We start from the raw sequence: 19,737 nt of genomic DNA, 5'->3' as shown, positions 1-19,737 counted from the left end.
CATTTTTGTGATAGCCGATAATTTTTGTGTATAGTTCATATATTGCTCGACAATCGATTTCTGACCGTAATGGCAATACAGTAGCCTATGAGTTGCTGTATCGGCAAAGCCATTTAAATCGTTACCCAAAAGTTAACGCCAATTATGCAACTCGCTCCATAATGGTTGATCTTTTATTAGATCATTCACGTTTACTGCTAAATAATGTCACGGGTTATATTAATTTTAGCCATGATTGTATAATAAATGGTCTACCGTTATATCTACCACCCGATAATATCGTTATTGAGGTATTAGAGGGTGATTCTCCAAGTACTGAGTTAATCGAAGCCATTAAAGATCTGCACGCAAAGGGTTATCAAATTGCATTGGATGACTTTATTCCGTCTCCAGAGTGGGAACCGGTTATCCCATTTATTTCCATTATCAAGATTGATATAAAGCAGTACTCTCTTTTCGATTCCCACCTTTTTATCCAGGCTAACAAACACTTAAACATTCGATTTATTGCAGAAAAGATTGAGCATGAACACCAGTATTTACAAGCACTGAATGCAGGCTTTGATCTATTTCAAGGCTATTATCTTGCCATGCCCGAGATGTTTGAAAAACACGTACTAAATGAGTCTTACCCACTTTGGTATAGGCAGGTGTATCAAGATTTGAATCACGAAGTGCTGAGTTCAGAGACGGTCTACGAATTACCGAATACTATTGCGGCCAATGAAGCACTGCAAAATCCACAACATCAATTTATTGCCTTTGCGGGTAATCGTTCGTCTATCAGCAATAAATAATCTCAGTTAACGGTGTTATAATTGGGACAAATAACTCAATTATGAAGCCTTAATGAGCGAATTAGCCACTTCCCTTTGCCGTTGTCATAGCCAAAGGGCTTACCAAGACTGCTGCCAGCCTATCCATACTAACCCAAAGAAAGCCCTCACGCCTGAGCAGTTAATGCGTGCTCGCTATTGTGCGCACGAATTAAGACTCGTGGACTTTGTGGTGCACACCTACCATCCCAGCTGTAACGCTGCAGCGGAAGCCGATGCCATTGCTGAGTCCATTCATGGTGATTGGAAAAAACTAGAGGTAGTGAGTACAGAGCTCGGTAAAGATGACAATGAAGGTTACGTCACCTTTAATGCCTACTTTATCGAAGAAAAACGCCAATACAGTTTCACAGAGAAATCACGCTTCGTTAAAGAGAATGAGCAGTGGTTTTATATTGATGGTGAGATGTACGATTACCCGCTCCCGGTGAAGAAGAGAGAAATAGGCCGTAATGACCCTTGTGTCTGCGGTAGTGGCAAGAAGTATAAAAAATGCTGCGGTAGTTAAATGAAAATGCCATCTCTTTCGAGATGGCATTTTAGATTGAATCGGCTATTTATGACGTTCTTTAAGCTTGTTCACTACATCATTTAGCGATAAGCCTTGGTCCTGGAGTAGCACGATCAAGTGATAAATCAGATCAGCAGACTCACACACTAGTTCCGCCTTATCGCCCGACGTCGCCGCAAGCGCGACTTCAACGCCTTCTTCGCCCACTTTCTGCGAAATACGCTTGGTGCCACGGGCATATAAGCTAGCGGTGTAGGAAGAATCAGGATCGGCTGATTTGCGCTCGGCCAATAAAGTTTCGAGCTGATGAAGCCACACCATTTGCGATTCTTCTTGAGAGTCCGCATCCCAGCAGGTTGTTGTGCCAGTGTGGCAAGTAGGACCAATTGGCGCTACTTTCACCAGCAGGGTGTCATTGTCGCAATCTAGCGCGATGTTTTTAAGCTGCAGTACATTGCCAGAGGTTTCACCCTTAGTCCACAGACGCTGCTTAGTGCGCGAGAAAAAGGTTACATTTCCGGTTTCACCGGTTTTCTGCAATGCCTCTGGGTTCATGTAGCCCATCATCAATACTTGGCTAGAAGTGAAGTCCTGAACAATGGCAGGCACTAAGCCATCAACCTTATCCCAGTCAATTCTTTCAGCTAATGTGGTTACTTCAGCTGCTGCAAAACTCATATTCTCACCTCTACTGCTTGGGTCTTAAGGTATTGTTTTAATTCACCAATATTGATGATTTGCTTGTGGAATACTGAAGCGGCTAAGGCACCATCCACATTGGTTTTATTGAAGGCTTCCGCAAAGTGCTCCATCGCGCCAGCGCCGCCTGATGCAATCAAAGGTACCTTACATACCTCACGCACCATGTTCAGTTGAGTGACATCGTAGCCATTGCGAACGCCATCTTGGTTCATCATGTTCAACACGATTTCACCCGCGCCACGCGTTTGCACCTCTTGCACCCAATCTTTGGTTTCCCACTGGGTCGCTTTGGTTCTCGCCTCGTCACCGGTGAATTGATACACCTGATACTTACCCGTCTCTTTATCAAAGTAAGAATCAATACCGACAACAATACACTGCACGCCAAATTTGTCCGCTAAGTGTGTAATCAATTCTGGATTAGCCAATGCTGGAGAATTGATGGATACCTTATCAGCACCAAACTCCAAAATACGAGAGGCGTCTTCTGCGGACTTTATGCCACCGGCAACACAAAATGGAATATCAATCACCTCAGCAACGCGAGCAACCCAGCTCTTGTCTACTACACGCCCATCACTAGAGGCGGTAATATCATAGAACACCAACTCATCAGCACCCTCTTCGGCATAACGCTGAGCCAAGGGAACAATGTCACCAATGATTTCATGGTTTCTAAACTGAACACCCTTTACAACCTGTCCGTCTCGGACATCCAAGCAAGGAATTATACGTTTTGCCAACATGCAAAAGCCTCCTCTGCTGTGAATTTACCGTCTAGTAGTGCACGACCTACGATGACACCACGCACGCCGGTATCCTTCAGTGCTTCAATATCCGCCAAGCTTCCGATACCACCAGAAGATTGAAAGTGCACTTGTGGATACAGCTTACACAGGTCGACATACAGCTCTACATTGGAGCCGGTCAAAGTGCCATCTTTTGAAATATCAGTGCAAAGCACATGCTTCAAGCCAACGGTTAAAAAGTCTTCGATAAGAGCTTCAATAGTCACGCCTGAGTCTTCTTGCCATCCTGATACCGCAACCTTGCGATTGCCTTCTTTGTCTATGTTGACATCCAGCGCTAGCACAATATGTTCAGGGCCGTATTTTTCCATCCAACCCTTGACTAGCTCTGGCTGCTTAACGGCAGTTGAACCTACAACCACTCTCTCTGCGCCGGCATTGAGCAAATCAATAACATCTTGCTCTGTACGAACACCGCCACCGATTTGAATCTTAGCAGGGGTGCTTTTCAGAAGTCGGCCGATAAGATCAAGCTGACGCGCACTGGTATCTTTTGCTCCCGTTAGGTCGACCAAGTGAAGCCAGTTAGCACCCGCTTGATGATAAAGGTTGAACTGCTCAGCAGGGTCTACCTTGTACTCTGTTACTTGTCCGTAGTCACCTTGGTATAATCTGACTACCTGACCTTCAATTAAATCTAATGCTGGAATAATCACTTCTAGTCCCTAAAGTCGAAAGATTTAGAGCCTTACAGCTCTAAAAAGTTTTTAATCAGTTGTGAGCCAGCCTTTGAAGAGCGCTCAGGGTGAAACTGAACACCATAGTAGTTGCCGCTCTGAATTGCTGCACTAAAGCGATTGCCGTAATCACAACTACCGATGGTGTAATCCCCTACTGGCATCGCAAAGCTGTGCACAAAGTAAAAGTACTCTCCTGATTCAATACCCTTGAACAAAGGGTGGCCTTCTATCGCCGAAACCGTGTTCCAGCCCATGTGAGGCAGAGGAAAGTCTTTACTATCTAGCTTGCGTACTTCGCCTTCACAAAGGCCAAGACACGGTACAATCTCATCGGCTTTTTGGCCTTTTTCTTCAGACAATTTTCCAAGAAGCTGCATACCTAAACAGATGCCTAGCATCGGTTTTTCTACCTGCTTAACCAGCTCAATAAGATTGCGCTGTTTAAGGTTTTGCATTGCTTCACTAGCGGTTCCAACACCTGGCAAAAACAGCTTGTCAGCCCCTAGCACTATGTCTGGATCTTTTGATACTGATACATCAAAGCCCAAGCGTTCGATGGCGAAGCGCACTGAAGATACGTTTGCACAGCCGGTATCAATGATCACAACGGTTTGCGATTGCTTTTCCACACTCATCTCTTACAACATCCCTTTGCTGCTTGGTAGCTCAGTACCTTCAACCTTGATCGCTTGGCGCAGAGTGCGGCCAAATGCTTTAAACAAGCTCTCGATGATGTGGTGATCGTTATCACCCGTTGACGACAGGTGCAGCGTACACGCCATACCATCAGCAAGAGAGCGGAAGAAGTGCACAACCATCTCAGTTGAGAAACCACCCACCTCTTCGCGGCTAAATTTAGCATCAAACTTTAGATAAGCACGACCAGAAAGGTCTAGACTACACTGCGCCAAACACTCATCCATTGGCAGGCTAAAGCCGAAGCGGCCGATGCCACGCTTATCACCCAAAGCCTCTTTGATAGCTTGGCCTAGCGCCAGTGCAGTATCTTCAACGGTGTGGTGATCGTCGATGTGCAGATCACCATCAACAGACAGTTTGAGCTGGAATCCACCGTGTGTGGCAATTTGATCCAGCATGTGGTCGAAAAACCCAAGGCCGGTCTCAATCTTATTGCCACCCGCTTCATCAAGGTTTACCGCAACACGAATGTCCGTTTCCTTGGTGGTACGTACGACTTCAGCAATGCGAGGATTGGTGGTCAACATCTTCACGATAGCAGGCCAATTTAGCGTTTCAGGATTGTACTGAATACCCTGTATTGCCATGTTTTCAGCCAGTTGAAGGTCTGTCATTCGATCGCCAATCACAGCCGATGTCTTAAAGTCCACCTTGCCTGATTGCAGATACTCTTTCACCATACCAAGCTTTGGCTTACGGCAAGAACAGTTGTCTTCTTCAAAGTGTGGGCAGATAAGTACATCGTCAAAGCGCACGCCTTGAGATTCAAAAAGGTGCATCATCAAGTCGTGAGGTGCATCAAAGTCAGCCTGAGGGTAGCTATCCGTGCCTAAACCATCTTGGTTGGTCACCATAACCAGGCGGTATCCTGCATCTTGCAGGGTTAAAAGGCTTGGGATCACCAAAGGTTCAAACTTGAGTTTGTCTAGGCGGTCTACTTGAAAATCTACCGGTGGCTCAACAATTAAGGTGCCGTCACGGTCGATAAATAAAATCTTTTGGGAGTTGCTCATTATTGTTCCTTTTTGTAATTCGGCGTCCTACGCAGCAAATTGAGCCAATTGTTGCTTAATAAAATTCAGCGTCTTTTCACACTCTTCACGACTGCCAATGCTGATACGCACACAGTCTTTAATTGGGGAATTACGCAAGATAATACCTGCATCCCAAGCGGCTTTAAATAACGCATCGCCATCGCTAAAGCGCACCAGTAAGTAATTACCAAATCCGGCAAATACGGTCACATCAGGGAGTGACTGTAACTCACCCTCTAAGAATGCGCGGCTGTCATTTAGGATAGAAATCTGCGTGATCGCGCGCTCTAGCCCTTCTTTGGACAAGGCTGATGAAGCAATATCCGCTACTGGCACTGGTACAGGATAAGGTGCAATAACCTTAAGTAGAACCTGAATCAGCTCCTCATTTGCTAAGGTAAATCCACAACGCAGACCTGCTAGAGCAAATGCTTTAGACATGGTTCGCAAGATGGCAAGGTTAGGATATTGGCTCAGAAGATCAACCGTAGACGCTTCTGGACAGAAATCGATATAGGCTTCGTCCATCACGACAATCGCTTTATCTTTTGTCATCTCCAGTAGAGAGACAATATCTTCACGATTGATTAAGTTCCCCGTTGGGTTATTAGGGGAGCAAACAAAGACCAGTTTCACCGCATCGAGGTTTTGCTCGATGGATTCAAGGTTCAGCTGCCACTCTTCAGTGAGCGGTACTGTCTTACGTTCAACCCCAATCGTCTCGGCGCTAATGGCATACATGCCATAGGTAGGTGGACAATACAGGATTGCGTCTTCGCCCGGCTCACAGAACGCTCGGATAAGCAGCTCGATGCCCTCATCGGCACCGCGCGAGGTCAACACCTGCTGTGGTGTAACGCCAGCATAAGCGGCATAGGCTTCAATCAACTGTGGAGGCTGACATTCGCTATAACGATTTAGGCGAGAAGCCTCAAGCGTGTAGGCGTTATCAAACGGTGATTCATTGGCGTTTAGCCATACATCACCCGAACCGCCAATGCGACGAGCCGAGAGATACGGAGTAAGAGCCTGAACTTGTTTACGAGCTAACTTTTCCATGTTCAATCTCTCCTACTCAGCCGATAACAGTTTTTCTACGCGTATGGTCACGGCGCGCTTGTGGGCATCAAGGCCCTCGGCGTCAGCCATAGTCACCACCGTTGGTGCTAATAGTCTTAAGCCATCTGCGCTTAGCTCTTGTACCGTCATACGCTTACTAAAGTCTGCCAATCCAAGGCTAGAATAAGTGCGCGTATAGCCATAGGTTGGCAATACGTGGTTCGTGCCCGATGCGTAATCACCAACGGATTCTGGAGACCAGTCCCCTAAGAAGATAGAGCCTGCATTATCTAGAAGTGGCACTAACTCACGTGGGTTCTTAGTCTGAACAATTAAGTGCTCAGGCCCATAGTAGTTTGAGATAGCGATGGCTTGAGTCACTGATTCAGCAATGATGATTAAGCTAGAAGCTAGAGCTTGTTGAGCGATATCTTTGCGAGACAGTTGCTGCAGTTGGCGCTGAACCGCGTCGGTCACTTGGTCGGCAATCAGCACTGAAGGAGTCACGAGAACAACCTGAGAGTCTGGGCCGTGTTCTGCTTGGCTCAATAGATCAGCGGCAATAAAATCAGCGTCTGCGGTTTCATCGGCAATGACTAGCACCTCTGAAGGGCCAGCTGGCATATCAATGCCGGCTCCGCGAAAATCATTACTCACTTGACGCTTAGCTTCTGTAACATACGCGTTGCCTGGTCCAAAGATCTTGTCAACCTTGGCTACCGTGTCAGTGCCATAGGCCATAGCTGCAATCGCTTGTCCGCCACCTAGGTTATACACTTCGTCGATATTGCACAGCTTAGCCACATACAGGATTTCATCGGCGATCGGCGGAGGCGAACACAATACAACCTTGTTGCAGCCTGCAATTTGCGCAGGCACGCCAAGCATCAATACTGTTGATGGTAATGGGGCACTACCACCTGGAATATATAAACCGACCGTATTAATTGGACGCGTTACTTGCTCGCATACCACACCTGGCTGAGTTTCTACCTTAATTGGTGTTGGTTTTTGTGCTTGGTGAAACTTTGCGATGTTTTGGTACGCTTGGTTAAGCGCAGCCTTCATCTCTTCAGACAAGCGCTTAAAGGCAGCATCAATGTCTGCATTGGAAACGCGGATACTGTCTGGGCGAATACCATCAAACTTCTCCGTAAGCTCTAACAGAGCCTTGTCGCCGTCTTTTTTAACACTGTCTACTACCGCAGAGACTGCTGCGGTAATATTTGCACCCTCAGCAATAGCTGGGCGCTGAAGAACAGCGCTTTGCTGCTCTTTACTTAATGATTCCCAAGTAACCGTTCTCATCACCTACTCCATCATTTTCTCAATAGGTAGCACTAGGATTGAGCTTGCACCCAACTCTTTCAGCTGCTCCATGGTTTCCCAAAACAGATTTTCTGAACTTACTAGATGGATAGCGGCTTTAGACTTATCGTTAGATAAAGGCAGTACTGTTGGGTCTTCAGCACCTGGAAGTAGCGCTGTGACTTCTTCTAAGCGGTCAAGAGGCGCGTGAAGCATGATGTATTTAGATTCTTTGGCTTGCTGCACGCCCTGCATGCGAGTAAGCAGCTTATCGATAAGGTCTAGCTTCTCTTGGTCAAACTCGCCGTCACGTTGAATCAGTGTCGCTTTTGAACGAAAGATAACTTCAGCCTCTTTTAGACCGTTCGCTTCTAGCGTCGCGCCAGTTGACACTAAGTCAGCAATGCCGTCAGCAAGACCCGCACGAGGAGCGACTTCTACAGAGCCGGTTAGCATACAGGTGCTAAATTCGATGCCTTGCGTGTCCATGTACGCCTTAAGCAAGTGTGGGTAGCTTGTTGCAATGCGTTTACCTGCTAGGTCTTGAGGACCTGCGTATTCCATTTCTTTATCCACAGCGATAGATAAGCGGCAACCGCCAAAGTCTAGGCGACGCAGTGTCTTAAAGGTGCTTGGTTGTCCCTGCGCTTTGCGATCAAGGCGAACCTCTTCTAATTCGTTCTCACCAATGAAACCTAAATCAACAACACCATCCATGATAAGACCAGGAATATCGTCATCGCGCACCAATAAAAGATCGATCGGTGTGTTTAACGAATGAGCGACGAGACGCTCTCCCATGATGTTGAATTTAACGCCACTCTTCTTGAGTAATTCCTGACATTCTTTGCTAAGTCGACCTTTCTTTTGAATAGCAATTCTTAGACGTTGTGTTTGCATTGCAGATTCCCTGTGCTGATATTCTAATTTGTTAATCGTGTAAAATGAAAAAACCCTTGGGGCTAGGCTCCCAAGGGTTTAAATCTGTATTCTTGATTCAACCTCCGAGAGCATTGTCTCCCGGATACGCGCAACTCGCCCGAAAGACTAGTGTGGGTGATGGTGATGATGATGTAGGTTCATATCTTGTCGGCGCATATTCTTAAAGGCTTATTCAATTGGCTTACAAACACACTAACTAAGCAGATCAAACTTTGCAACCGTTTAGTTATGAAAAATACGTTTTCGAGTCAATTTACTTAGAGTACGACCGAAACGTAAAACTGCCTTTACAAAAAAAGGAAGCAGCGCTTCCTTTGTAGTCACCTTTCAAGCTAGCAATCGACACGCTATGCTTTTTGGCAAGCCATCTTCGAGCGAGACAATGTAGAAAGCACAAAACATACCACCACAAACGCCACACTTGATGCTGCAAACGATATCGCGACAGAGGTTGTCATACCTAGCGTGATAAAGCCCACACAAGAAATAAGCGCTACAGAGATTGCATACGGCAACTGAGTTGAAACGTGGTCGATGTGATTACAACGTGCACCCGTAGATGACAGGATGGTGGTGTCCGAGATAGGTGAACAGTGGTCACCAAATACAGAGCCCGCCAGTACTGCACCCAACATAGGAAGCATTAGCGCAAGATCTGTCGCTCCAGCCATGTCACCGGCAATTGGAAGCATGATACCGAACGTACCCCAAGAAGTACCGGTAGAGAATGCCATCACACCCGCTAGTAAGAATAGGATGACAGGCAACCAACCTGCATTGATGTTCGCTTGCTGTGCCATTGATGATAGGTAAGAACCCGTCTTCATGTCACCAATTACGCTACCAATAGACCATGCAAAGACTAGGATTAGAATTGCGCCAAACATAGATTTAGCACCGATCCACAATGCACGGCTAATATCACCTACAGGCAAACCTTGGCGTAATACAGTGGCAAGTGCCACAACAATACCAACAAGACCACCGTAGATTAAAGAAGTACCCACATCGGTATTCTCAAACGCACCTAGCACGTTGAAGGCAATGCCATCTTCAGCCAGAGCTAGACCACCGGTATACATCATTGCCGCCACTGTCGCTACGATCAAAGTAACGATTGGAAGGATAAGGTCTGTTACTGAACCGCGAGAGCTTTGCTCAATATCCAGTTCTTCATCAATTAAGTGAGAGCCTTCGGTTTCTTCGTCTTTTTCGAAGCCGCGGCCTTGAGATGCTTCAATTTCATGACGACGCATCGCACCGACATCAATCTTAAACCAAGCTACAGCGAATACCATAAGCAGCGCAAATACGGCATAGAAGTTCATTGGGATAAGACGAATATAAGCGCCAAGTGCCGAATATTCGGTCATGTTGTGGCTAACCAGGATACCACCAATGATCGTCATTATGTATGCACCCCAGCTGGAAGCCGGCATTAGCACACACATAGGCGCAGCGGTCGAATCAAGAATGTACGCAAGCTTTGCTCTTGAAACGTAGAAACGGTCTGTCACAGGGCGAGCAACCGCGCCAACAGCAAGGCTGTTGAAGTAATCATCAATAAAGATGAACACACCCAAGAAAGCAGCAAGTAGCTTAGAACCACGCTTGCTTTTCACGCGTGACTGAGCCCACTCAGCAAATGCGCGAGTACCACCAGACAATGTCAGCAATGCTGTCATCATGCCTAATAGTAATAGAAACCCAACAATACTCATATTCCATGAGTTGATACTGCCGTCTTCGATGAATACGCCATAAACGGTGTCAAAAATGTAACCCGCTGCTCCAGTTACGGAGTAATCAGCTAAAAGGAAACCGCCAAGGACGATACCGGTACCCAAAGAAAGCAGTACGCGACGAGTAATAATAGCCAGCCCTAAAGCCAATAATGGGGGCAATAAAGAAACAGGCGATGTAGCAAAATCCATTAAATTCATGATCTTCTTAATACCAAATTTGGTAAGAGATCTACTGTAGATAGGTATTCGACAAGATGTTGAATAAGCAACTCATCTGGCGACAAGTTACCCCACAGTAGCGCTCCATAGTTTAACAACACAATAGACTATGGCAGTGTTATCCCTTTCGGAAATAACCCCAACAAGCAATCTTGATTGGATTACTCATTTCGGCAGTTACTCCTTTCACTAACAATTACAACGACATCACTCTATTGTTAGCTACTGATAGTATCTGCGCCTCTACCTCATCCCCTAGTTAGGCAACTTACAAAATGTAATATGCTACTAGATGATCTAGGAGCGACGCATTCTACTGAGTTAAATCGAAATTGCAACATAAAGTGGCAATACTTGATTGAGAAACAGTATCCAAGTATTAATCATCTATTTCCAGAACCCCGCTCTGAAAAATTTAGCTATGAAGATCAGCTAGTTAGCAAGGCTTTTATTACCTCGCATTAAATAGAGCGAATACTCTAAGTCGATGTTTAAGTTAGGTAAATTTGTTTTGAATTAACCCGAATAATTTATGAAGCTATAAAAGTTCCTTTTATTTTGGAATCTTTTGTTTCTTATTATTTTTGAAATTTTATTTGTTTTATATTTAACTATTTGAAAAGCTCTTATATAATTGACTTATTCTGTGGCACAGCTGTGCACTTTACTTAGGCAACAATTGTTTGCTGTATAAATCTGATGGGATCATAAAATGTCTGAAATCACTAAAACACTTCTAAATATCCGTAGTCTTCGCGCTTTCTCTCGTGAACTCACTCTAGAACAACTAGAAGAAGCTTTAGATAAATTAACGACTGTTGTAGAAGAGCGTCGTGAAAACGAAGCTGAAGAACGTGCAGCACGTGAAGAAAAAGAAAAGAAACTAGCAGAATATGCTCAACAACTTCTTAAAGAAGGCATTGATATTGAAGATCTAGTAGCAGCAGTTGCTGGTGATTCTACTGCTAAAGCAGGTAAAACAAAATCTAAACGCGCTCCACGTCCTGCTAAATACGAATACGTAAACGAAAGTGGCGCAACTAAAACTTGGACTGGTCAAGGCCGCACGCCTTCAGCAATCCAAAAACATCTTGATGAAGGTAAGTCTCTAGACGCTTTCCTAATCAAGGCATAATTTGAATACTAGATTTGCATTAGATTGAATTAAGCTCCCAACTTGGGAGCTTTTTTATGCCTTCAATTAACCAATATATGCAATCTTAAGCACAAAAAAATAACACTAGTAAAGGGCTGATATTAAATCATTGAACACATCTATATCGACTACAATACCGATAAGCTTGTAAGCTCTTGTACTAACCTTTACCACTAAATATTTTTAATCCCAAGCCCCATAAAGCACAAATAAACGTTAATTGTCAGCTCTATGTAAAAAGGCCCCTATCGGAGCCTTAATTTAATTACAGGATATTACCTTTCCCAGTACGCCTCTTCGAGGCTATCTTCTCGCTCTGGCAATCCACGAGATAAACGAGGGGAATGCTGCGCTAAAACTTCATAACTGGCACGATTAGAATATTTACAAACCTGCGAGAAAGATGAGTAAGTCAAATATTCGTGCTCATGTTTACTTGAGTTAGGAATATTTTGCTTATGGAATCTATTCGCTGACAAATCATGCAATAACGCAGACAAAGCCGCATCCCCTGCTCCATTCGTGTTCTTGATCTTCTCAGGCCCCCCCATATATGGTGCAATGTGAGAGTAGACCTTAAATGGAGTAGTACACGCCGACTTTAAAGCGGGACGACTGAATTCATAGCGGTTAAATTCTGCGATCTCTCCTGGTAGAAGCGGCAGTGAGGTTTCACGCTTAGCACTCTCCTCAGTGTAGCCTGCCATAAATAGTCCCACAGGGCCCGCAGTACACAGAACTAAGTCAGCCCAGTCCAATACTTTGTCAGCAGCTAACAAAGGGTCGCTCAGCCCCGTCAGCGCCTCCGCTTCTTCTTCGTTCATCGCGACAACAGAAACGTTCTCTGAAATAAAATCAATCCAGAATTGCGGATCATCCTGAATGACAAATTTTGTGCCTAAGGTTAATACAACGGGTACGTCATGCTTTTTCGCATATTCTACTGCCTTCATCGTTGCTTCAGGCATAGGGTCACCCTCTTTACAACGAACTAGGTATGAAGTCAGCACAAGGGCAGCTGCATCAGGGAAAATCGACTCTGGGATACTCTCAGCGCGAAGTTGGTTCATCTGACCTTCGCTAATGGCAAAGGTACGCTCTCCACCATCAGAGATAAGGGTAAAGCAGCGGCCAATAGCGCCATCCACACCTTGCAGATAGTTAAGATCCATTCGACTAGAGGTGTTACACAAATAACGAAAGCCATAACTACCAATTTTAATTTCGGCACTCATTACGCCAAGCAAGATAGACTTATCATCGGCTAATACTGAGTAGTTGTGCAAGGTGTTACCAATCGTGCCACCCGCATATTCGTTGGTGATCAATTGCTGCTGTTTAAGTTCGTTATACAGAGACTCTGCGGTTTGGTCGTCAATGACCAAAGAGTGCCCCTTACTAAGATTGAACTTGCTAATGAAGTCATCGGATACCGTAGCTTCTATATCTACTAACGTCTGATCAATTCCCACAACATAGGTGCTGTGAGCACCGTCATCAGATTGTGTTTTCGGAACCAATGGATCAGAGGTATTGACTGGAAAGTAGTGTTTAGATTTGCGTTGGCCTGGAAATTTCATTCGGGTTCTATGTTAGGGGAATAGATCTGCAAATTGTAGACGCTAGAAATGTGACCTTCAACACACTATGAAAACGCAAACGGTTAACTCAGAATAAAATCACTCGTTCGGTCAAATTTTAAACAAAAAAAGCCAGCGCACGATTCATCGGCACTGGCTCTTGTCATTCAAGCTTCAAACCGCTAGCTCTTCGCTTTTGGTTTTTTGCGCTTGTCAGTAATTTCCCACTTACCGTCAATGTATAAGCCAGTCCAACCAGAAGGCTTACCATCGATTTCAGAACGAACATAGTTCTCTTTGCTCTTGCGGCTAAAGCGAACCACTGTTGGTCTGCCGTCTGGATCCTCTGCAGGAGCATCCGCCAAGTACTGGAATTTAGGCGATAAACGGTCCTTAAAGCGAGACAGCTCTTCTACTAACGGCGCACGAGTTTCACGAGATTTAGGGAAGTTGCTTGCCGCCATGAACAGACCTGAAGCACCATCGCGAAGCACAAAATACGCATCCGACTGAGTACAAGGTAGCTCCGGGAAGTGCACTGGATCTTCTTTTGGTGGCGCAACTTCGCCATTACGCAAAATCTTACGAGTGTTCTTACAGGTTTCGCTGGTGCAGTCCATGTACTTACCAAAACGGCCGTTTTTCAACACCATATCAGAACCACATTTATCACACTCAACAACAGGACCATCGTAGCCCTTGACCTTAAACTCACCGTTTTCGATCTCGTAGCCTTCACAGTTTGGATTGTTACCACACACATGAAGCTTACGCTTATCATCTATTAGATAAGCATCCATCGCAGTTTCACAGATAGGACAGCGACGTTTAGCACGCAGCGCAGCCGTTTCTGGATCTTCTTCAAGAACGTTGATGATTCCATCTTCATCACCGAGGTTAATCGTCGTTTTGCAACGCTCCTTCGGTGGCAATGCATAGCCAGAACACCCTAAGAAAACACCCGTTGACGCAGTTCTGATACCCATAGGGCGAGAACACGTCGGACATTCAATATCAGTCATTACGATATGGTTTTGTTCCATACCGCCTTCGTCTGCATCCAACTCAGCTTTCTCTAACTCAGATGAGAAATCAGTGAAGAAGCTATCTAGAACCTGAGTCCAAGTCGCATCACCCTCTGCAATCTGATCGAGTTTCTGCTCCATACGGGCAGTAAAGTCGTAGTTCATCAGGTCAAGGAAGCTATTGTTCAAGCGATCTGAAACAATCTCACCCATTTTCTCAGCATAGAAGCGACGTTGTTCAACCTTCACGTATCCACGATCTTGAATGGTCGAGATGATAGATGCGTACGTTGATGGACGACCAATTCCACGCTTCTCAAGCTCTTTAACCAAGGCTGCTTCAGTAAAGCGCGCCGGTGGCTTAGTAAAGTGTTGCTTTGGTTCTAGCTCTTTCAGTGAAAGCTTATCGCCCAGTTTAACCTCAGGAAGGATCTGGTCTTCATTCTTGCCCATAGGGCGCTGAACGCGAGTCCAACCATCAAACTTAAGGATTCGACCTTTCGCTTTTAGAGTAAATTCAGCCGCTTTAACACTGATGGTTGTCGAGTCATATTGTGCCGGTGTCATTTGACACGCCACAAATTGATTCCAGATCAGTGCATACAGCTTATGAGCATCAGCATCAACGCCCGCTAGGTCATCAACCTTCACTTCTACGCTCGAAGGACGGATCGCTTCGTGCGCCTCTTGCGCGCCCTCTTTACTTCCGTAAGTAATAGGCTTCGCAGGTAGGTACTTATCGCCGTATTCGCTACCGATGTAACTGCGTAGGTTTTCTACCGCTTCACTACTCAAGTTAGTGGAGTCGGTACGCATATAGGTAATGTAACCCGCTTCATACAAACGTTGAGCTAGCATCATGGTTTTCTTAACGCCGTAACCCAAACGCGTACTTGCCGCTTGCTGTAGTGTGGAAGTGATATAAGGCGCCGAAGGTTTGCTCTTCGTTGGGCGGTCTTCTCGCTTACAAACCTCGTACTCTGCTTTTTCTAAAACATTTAGAGCGGTTTTAGTGTCTGCTTCATTTCTCGGCTTGAACACTTGTCCGTCACGTTGAGCGACCATCAAACGGAAGTCATCGCTATTATTGGTTAGCGTATTCGCATGAACGTCCCAGAATTCTTCAGGAGTGAATGCCTTGATCTCGCGTTCACGCTCAACCACAAGCTTGGTAGCAACGGACTGAACACGACCCGCAGACAGCCCACGAGCAACCTTTTTCCAAAGTAATGGTGAAACCATGAAGCCCACAACGCGGTCCATAAAGCGACGCGCCTGCTGGGCATTAACACCATCCATGTTCAACTCGCCCGGAGTTTCGAACGCTTGCTGGATAGCATTTTTAGTAATTTCGTTAAACACTACACGCTTGTATCGCTGTTCATCGCCGCCGATGATCTCACGAAGGTGCCATGCGATAGCCTCTCCTTCGCGGTCCAAATCGGTTGCGAGATAAACGTAGTCAGCGTCTTTAGCGAGTTTCTGTAGTTCAGCAACAACCTTCTCTTTACCCGGAAGGATCTGATAATTGGCCTCCCAATCAGAATATGGGTCGATACCCATTTTCTTAATCAGAGATTTCTTGTTCTTTTCTTTTGTGATGCGTGCTTTTTCTTCCGCACTCAATCCTTTAGTGGATACAGGCGTAGCCTTTTTACCGCTGGATTGACCCGCAGTAGGTAGATCACGTACGTGACCAACACTAGATTTAACAATGAAGTCTTTGCCAAGGTATTTATTGATCGTTTTTGCCTTAGCTGGTGACTCCACTATAACGAGAGACTTACCCATAACTGAACGTTCTGTCCTATGTTTTTGGCCCGCAAACGTGCGAACTCTACTTTTGATTCTTTTTTTACTATTGAGCGAGATTTTTTCAAAATCAACCCATTTTTACTCTTTTAGTGCTAATTGTGCGCTTAATAGCCAGTCTAGTCAGGATAGACCATAGATGGATTTACATGAATCTGCTTTTGTTTTGCTTGTTATTAGCGGTACACTTAGCACCAGAATTTAATTGAACTATAGGTAACAAGATGAGTGATAAGAAGCCTATCTCAGAACTTGAGTTGCTGATGATTGCAAATAACATCATCCAAGAACACGATGACTATATAGAGGGAATGCGTGCAACCTCGGTTGTTGAAAAGGATGAAGTATTGATTTTCAAGGGCGAATACTTCCTTGATGACAACGGTTTACCCACCCCAAACACTACCGCTGTTTTCAACATGTTCAAATACTTAGCGCACCACCTTTCAAAAGAATTTACGGTTCATTAATTATTAAATAGGGCTCCTCTAAGGAGCTCTTTTTACTTCCTCTCTATCGACGCCTTTTCACCCTGTGCTAACTAAAACACGCAACATAATGTTACGCCTGTATCCAAGCGCTTCACTCTCACATATAATGACCTACTTCACATTTTTCAATCGATTGAGACAAGGAATTACGGTGAGTTTACGCAGATTTATACCAACAAATGGCGCAATTATTATCGGTAGCATGGCTATCATATTGATGGCTTCAACCTATTACCATCTAGGCATGGGTAATAACCAAAATTCTCTAACATTTGAAAAAGTATCGGTACCCGATTTTGCCGCAATTAGTGACGTAAATCAGAAGAAAGGTGAATTCTTTGCCTTCATTAAGCCATACATTGAGAAGAAAAACGCCTTTGTTCAGCAGCAACGCCAAACGTTAGTGACGCTACAAAGCAAATTAGTTGATGGCCAATTATTGTCTGAAACAGAGCAGAATACATTGGCTCAAATTGCCAGTCAGTATCGCGTCGAAGTGAAAGATTTCAGCCTGAATGAAGTCGATGCGCTACTTGTTCATGTTGACGTCATTCCAGAACAACTGGTTTTGATCCAAGCAGCCAATGAAAGTGGCTGGGGAACGTCCCGTTTTGCAAAAGAAGCCAATAACTTCTTTGGTCAGTGGTGCTTTACCAAAGGCTGTGGCGTTGTGCCAAACCAACGTAAAGAAGGTATGACCCACGAAGTGGCTAAGTTCGACTCCGTTGGTGATTCAGTATCTGCCTACGTCGATAACCTAAACACCAATCAAGCATACAGCAGCTTTAGAGAGCTTCGTGCGAATATTCGCGCACAACATAAGACGCCAACCGCTGAACAGCTGATTCATGGGCTAGGCAGCTACTCTGAGCGCTCTGATGACTACATCAATGATATTCTGACGATGTTGCGTCACAACAAGGCACTCCTTGAGCAGGCGCCACCAGCCAACTAATACCAATCACAGTCAGTGGTCAGAAATAGCATAGGAAAAACCCTGGATAACAAGGCAGAACTTTTTGATAAGTCGTTATTCTATAATCAAAAATTCTAACGCCGTTATCGAGTGTTTTGACAAGCTAGGACGACCCGTTATTGACTACGATTGGTATAAAGCTGATTACACATAAAACGGGCTCCCAGTGGGAGCCCGTTTTTTATTCTACTCGTTTTCTTTCAAGCGAATTTCCTGTCAACCTAAACGACGACTAGACCTTGGAGCTTATCAAAGTAGTCAGGGAAGGTTTTTGACGTACACTTAGGGTCATTGATCGTCACAGGGGTATCGCTCAATGCCACCAGCGAGAAACACATCGCCATACGGTGATCGTCGTAGGTATCAATAGCCGCATGAATCAGCTGCTGTGGCGGCGTAATAATAATGTAGTCTTCACCCTCTTCAACCGTCGCACCCACTTTACGCAGTTCAGTTGCCATTGCAGCTAAACGGTCTGTTTCTTTTACACGCCAGTTGTACACGTTGCGAATGGCCGTAGTACCTTCTGCAAACAGCGCTGCTGTTGCAATGGTCATAGCTGCATCTGGGATATGGTTGAAGTCCATATCAACCGCTTTTAGTTCGCCTTTACGAGCAATGATGTAATCACTGCCCCATTCAATTTCAGCGCCCATTGCCTGCAGTGCATCTGCAAATTGAATATCGCCTTGGATACTGTCTTTGCCAATACCTGTCACCTTGATCTCACCACCGCCAACTGCAGCGGCCGCTAAGAAGTATGATGCGGACGATGCATCGCCTTCTACCAAGAAATCCCCTGGTGCTACATAGCTTTGACCAGAACGTACGATGAATTTTTGATAATCGTAGTTTTCAACGCTAACGCCGAACTGTTGCATGATATGCAAAGTAATATCGATGTAAGGCTTAGAAACTAGGTCGCCTTCGATGTTGATAGTGATATCGCCATCAGCCAAAGGTGCGGTCATTAAAAATGCCGTTAGAAATTGGCTAGAGATAGAGCCATCAATAGACACTTCACCAGAGGTTAGCCCTGTGCCTTGGATCTTAAGCGGTGGGAAGCCATCGTTTTCAAGGTAAGTCACCTCAGCACCTGCCTCACGCAGAGCATCAACCAAGTGACCGATTGGGCGTTCTTTCATACGCGGCTCACCCGTCAGTACGAATTCACCTTGGCTAGCACAAAGTGCCGCAGCCAATGGACGCATTGCCGTGCCTGCATTACCTAGAAACAGTTCTAGTGCTTTAGGCGCATTGAATACGCCACCTAGACCCTCAATCTCACACACTGTTTTATCCTGAGACAGACTATATTTTACGCCTAGTTGCTCAAGGGCATTTAGCATATGACGAATATCGTCACTGTCGAGAAGGTTAGTTAAACGAGTTGTGCCATTTGCAAGGGCTGCAAGCAATAGTGCACGGTTAGATACGCTCTTAGAGCCCGGCAAGTTAACTTGGCCGCTGACCTTAGAGATAGGTTGTAGAGTTAAGCTTTCCATTGACGTCTTTTCCTTGAAAGCAATTTGATGCTAAGTCGTGATATTGAAGATAATTTCAGACTATCGAAATTGCGCAAAGAAAAACAGACTCAATTGACACTAAATCTGAGAATTTTGTTTTATTGATGCAAATCTACTCGCACACCATTATCAAAATAAAGGATACGGACGGTGTCGCCCGCAGAGAAAAGCATGTTTCTATCGATATCCTGGATTACATCAATCAATCGATTGTCGTCGGTCTTGATCAGTATCTCCACCAGCTTATGTTCAACGCGGTACTGCTGATTACCATAATGTTGTACAACTCCCGCCCCCGCTACTGCACCAATCGCGGTTGCTACTTCTTTGCCTGTACCACCACCAAATTGATTACCAATCACGCCTCCAACAACAGCGCCCAATAAGGTTTGCCATCCCTTAGCCTCAGACTCGATAATTTGTTGCTGAGAAATATAGCGAACGGTATCTACCTGCCCATACACCACCTCGTTGACTGCGCGTGCTGTATTTCTTTGATACGCGGCTTGTGCCAATAACGGAACCATCAGTAAAAATGTAATTAATACTCTCATCGTCGAATGACCTTATTTCCTTTTGAATCCAGCCATAATAATACTCAATGACCTATCCCAAGTTTAGCACTGC

Annotated in this window: 18 protein-coding genes, 1 riboswitch and 1 other annotated feature; of the genes, 5 read left to right on the top strand and 13 right to left on the bottom strand. The window is 45.1% G+C overall.

From position 1 onward, the window contains the following. Positions 1–26: 26 nt before the first annotated feature. Both D5I41_RS13620 and D5I41_RS13615 read left to right on the top strand, forming a co-directional pair. On the top strand, positions 27–797 hold the full coding sequence (locus D5I41_RS13620; protein WP_235868919.1) for an EAL and HDOD domain-containing protein: 771 nt from the start codon (positions 27–29) through the stop codon (positions 795–797). A 52-nt stretch (positions 798–849) separates the two neighbouring features. Further along, a complete protein-coding gene (locus tag D5I41_RS13615) occupies positions 850–1,344 on the top strand; it encodes a YchJ family protein (protein WP_119010241.1) in 495 nt (164 codons plus the stop codon). Positions 1,345–1,389: 45 nt separating this feature from the next. Here the strand turns inward: D5I41_RS13615 and hisIE are convergent, their stop codons facing one another. The 9 genes from hisIE to D5I41_RS13570 form a co-directional block, all read right to left on the bottom strand. Continuing rightward, complete coding sequence (gene hisIE, locus D5I41_RS13610) at positions 1,390–2,025, bottom strand: bifunctional phosphoribosyl-AMP cyclohydrolase/phosphoribosyl-ATP diphosphatase HisIE (RefSeq protein ID WP_017030323.1); 636 nt, start codon at positions 2,023–2,025, stop codon at positions 1,390–1,392. Further along, positions 2,022–2,795: an imidazole glycerol phosphate synthase subunit HisF gene (gene hisF, locus D5I41_RS13605; protein WP_119010240.1), complete on the bottom strand. Its 774-nt coding sequence runs from the start codon at positions 2,793–2,795 to the stop codon at positions 2,022–2,024. The genes hisIE and hisF overlap by 4 nt, the downstream gene beginning before the upstream one ends. Further along, on the bottom strand, positions 2,777–3,514 hold the full coding sequence (gene hisA, locus D5I41_RS13600; protein WP_119010239.1) for a 1-(5-phosphoribosyl)-5-[(5-phosphoribosylamino)methylideneamino]imidazole-4-carboxamide isomerase: 738 nt from the start codon (positions 3,512–3,514) through the stop codon (positions 2,777–2,779). Before hisA ends, hisF begins: the two co-directional genes overlap by 19 nt. Positions 3,515–3,546: 32 nt before the next feature. Continuing rightward, on the bottom strand, positions 3,547–4,173 hold the full coding sequence (gene hisH, locus D5I41_RS13595; RefSeq protein WP_119010238.1) for an imidazole glycerol phosphate synthase subunit HisH: 627 nt from the start codon (positions 4,171–4,173) through the stop codon (positions 3,547–3,549). Positions 4,174–4,176: 3 nt separating this feature from the next. Next, entirely contained in the window at positions 4,177–5,250 is a 1,074-nt protein-coding gene (gene hisB, locus D5I41_RS13590; protein ID WP_017030327.1) for a bifunctional histidinol-phosphatase/imidazoleglycerol-phosphate dehydratase HisB, read from the bottom strand. A 27-nt stretch (positions 5,251–5,277) separates the two neighbouring features. Further along, complete coding sequence (gene hisC / locus D5I41_RS13585; protein WP_119010237.1) at positions 5,278–6,330, bottom strand: histidinol-phosphate transaminase; 1,053 nt, start codon at positions 6,328–6,330, stop codon at positions 5,278–5,280. A 12-nt stretch (positions 6,331–6,342) separates the two neighbouring features. Then, positions 6,343–7,638, bottom strand: a complete 1,296-nt coding sequence (hisD, locus tag D5I41_RS13580; protein ID WP_119010236.1) for a histidinol dehydrogenase — start codon at positions 7,636–7,638, stop codon at positions 6,343–6,345. Positions 7,639–7,641: 3 nt separating this feature from the next. Beyond that, entirely contained in the window at positions 7,642–8,538 is an 897-nt protein-coding gene (gene hisG, locus D5I41_RS13575) for an ATP phosphoribosyltransferase (protein ID WP_102360229.1), read from the bottom strand. Positions 8,539–8,582: 44 nt separating this feature from the next. Then, positions 8,583–8,710: a sequence feature (His leader region), on the bottom strand. Between the two features lie 217 nt (positions 8,711–8,927). Next, positions 8,928–10,523: a Na+/H+ antiporter NhaC family protein gene (locus tag D5I41_RS13570; RefSeq protein ID WP_119010235.1), complete on the bottom strand. Its 1,596-nt coding sequence runs from the start codon at positions 10,521–10,523 to the stop codon at positions 8,928–8,930. 90 nt (positions 10,524–10,613) lie between these two features. After that, a riboswitch (Lysine riboswitch) is annotated at positions 10,614–10,798 on the bottom strand. A gap of 458 nt (positions 10,799–11,256) precedes the next feature. Here D5I41_RS13570 and D5I41_RS13565 point away from each other — a divergent pair. Next, positions 11,257–11,679, top strand: a complete 423-nt coding sequence (locus tag D5I41_RS13565; RefSeq protein ID WP_119010234.1) for an H-NS family histone-like protein — start codon at positions 11,257–11,259, stop codon at positions 11,677–11,679. Between the two features lie 296 nt (positions 11,680–11,975). On the opposite strand, the gene D5I41_RS13560 is transcribed toward D5I41_RS13565, so the two are convergent. Together D5I41_RS13560 and topA are read right to left on the bottom strand one after the other, a co-directional pair. Beyond that, on the bottom strand, positions 11,976–13,280 hold the full coding sequence (locus D5I41_RS13560) for an inosine/guanosine kinase (RefSeq protein ID WP_119010233.1): 1,305 nt from the start codon (positions 13,278–13,280) through the stop codon (positions 11,976–11,978). A 182-nt stretch (positions 13,281–13,462) separates the two neighbouring features. Beyond that, a complete protein-coding gene (gene topA / locus D5I41_RS13555) occupies positions 13,463–16,096 on the bottom strand; it encodes a type I DNA topoisomerase (RefSeq protein WP_119010232.1) in 2,634 nt (877 codons plus the stop codon). A gap of 245 nt (positions 16,097–16,341) precedes the next feature. On the opposite strand from topA, the gene D5I41_RS13550 reads away from it, so the two are divergent. Then, positions 16,342–16,587: a YciN family protein gene (locus D5I41_RS13550; protein ID WP_119010231.1), complete on the top strand. Its 246-nt coding sequence runs from the start codon at positions 16,342–16,344 to the stop codon at positions 16,585–16,587. 172 nt (positions 16,588–16,759) lie between these two features. Further along, entirely contained in the window at positions 16,760–17,563 is an 804-nt protein-coding gene (locus D5I41_RS13545) for a glucosaminidase domain-containing protein (RefSeq protein WP_119010230.1), read from the top strand. Positions 17,564–17,805: 242 nt separating this feature from the next. Here the strand turns inward: D5I41_RS13545 and aroA are convergent, their stop codons facing one another. Together aroA and D5I41_RS13535 are read right to left on the bottom strand one after the other, a co-directional pair. After that, positions 17,806–19,089: a 3-phosphoshikimate 1-carboxyvinyltransferase gene (gene aroA, locus D5I41_RS13540; RefSeq protein ID WP_119010229.1), complete on the bottom strand. Its 1,284-nt coding sequence runs from the start codon at positions 19,087–19,089 to the stop codon at positions 17,806–17,808. A 119-nt stretch (positions 19,090–19,208) separates the two neighbouring features. Then, positions 19,209–19,664 carry an outer membrane lipoprotein gene (locus tag D5I41_RS13535; protein WP_119010228.1) on the bottom strand — a complete coding sequence of 152 codons (456 nt, stop codon included), beginning with the start codon at positions 19,662–19,664 and terminating at the stop codon, positions 19,209–19,211. Between the last annotated feature and the right edge of the window lie 73 nt (positions 19,665–19,737).

The sequence above is a fragment of the Vibrio superstes genome, assembly GCF_003569005.1.
Lineage (GTDB): Bacteria > Pseudomonadota > Gammaproteobacteria > Enterobacterales > Vibrionaceae > Vibrio > Vibrio superstes.
Note: the sequence above shows the minus strand (reverse complement) of the source record. Positions and strands in the feature narration are given on the sequence as shown.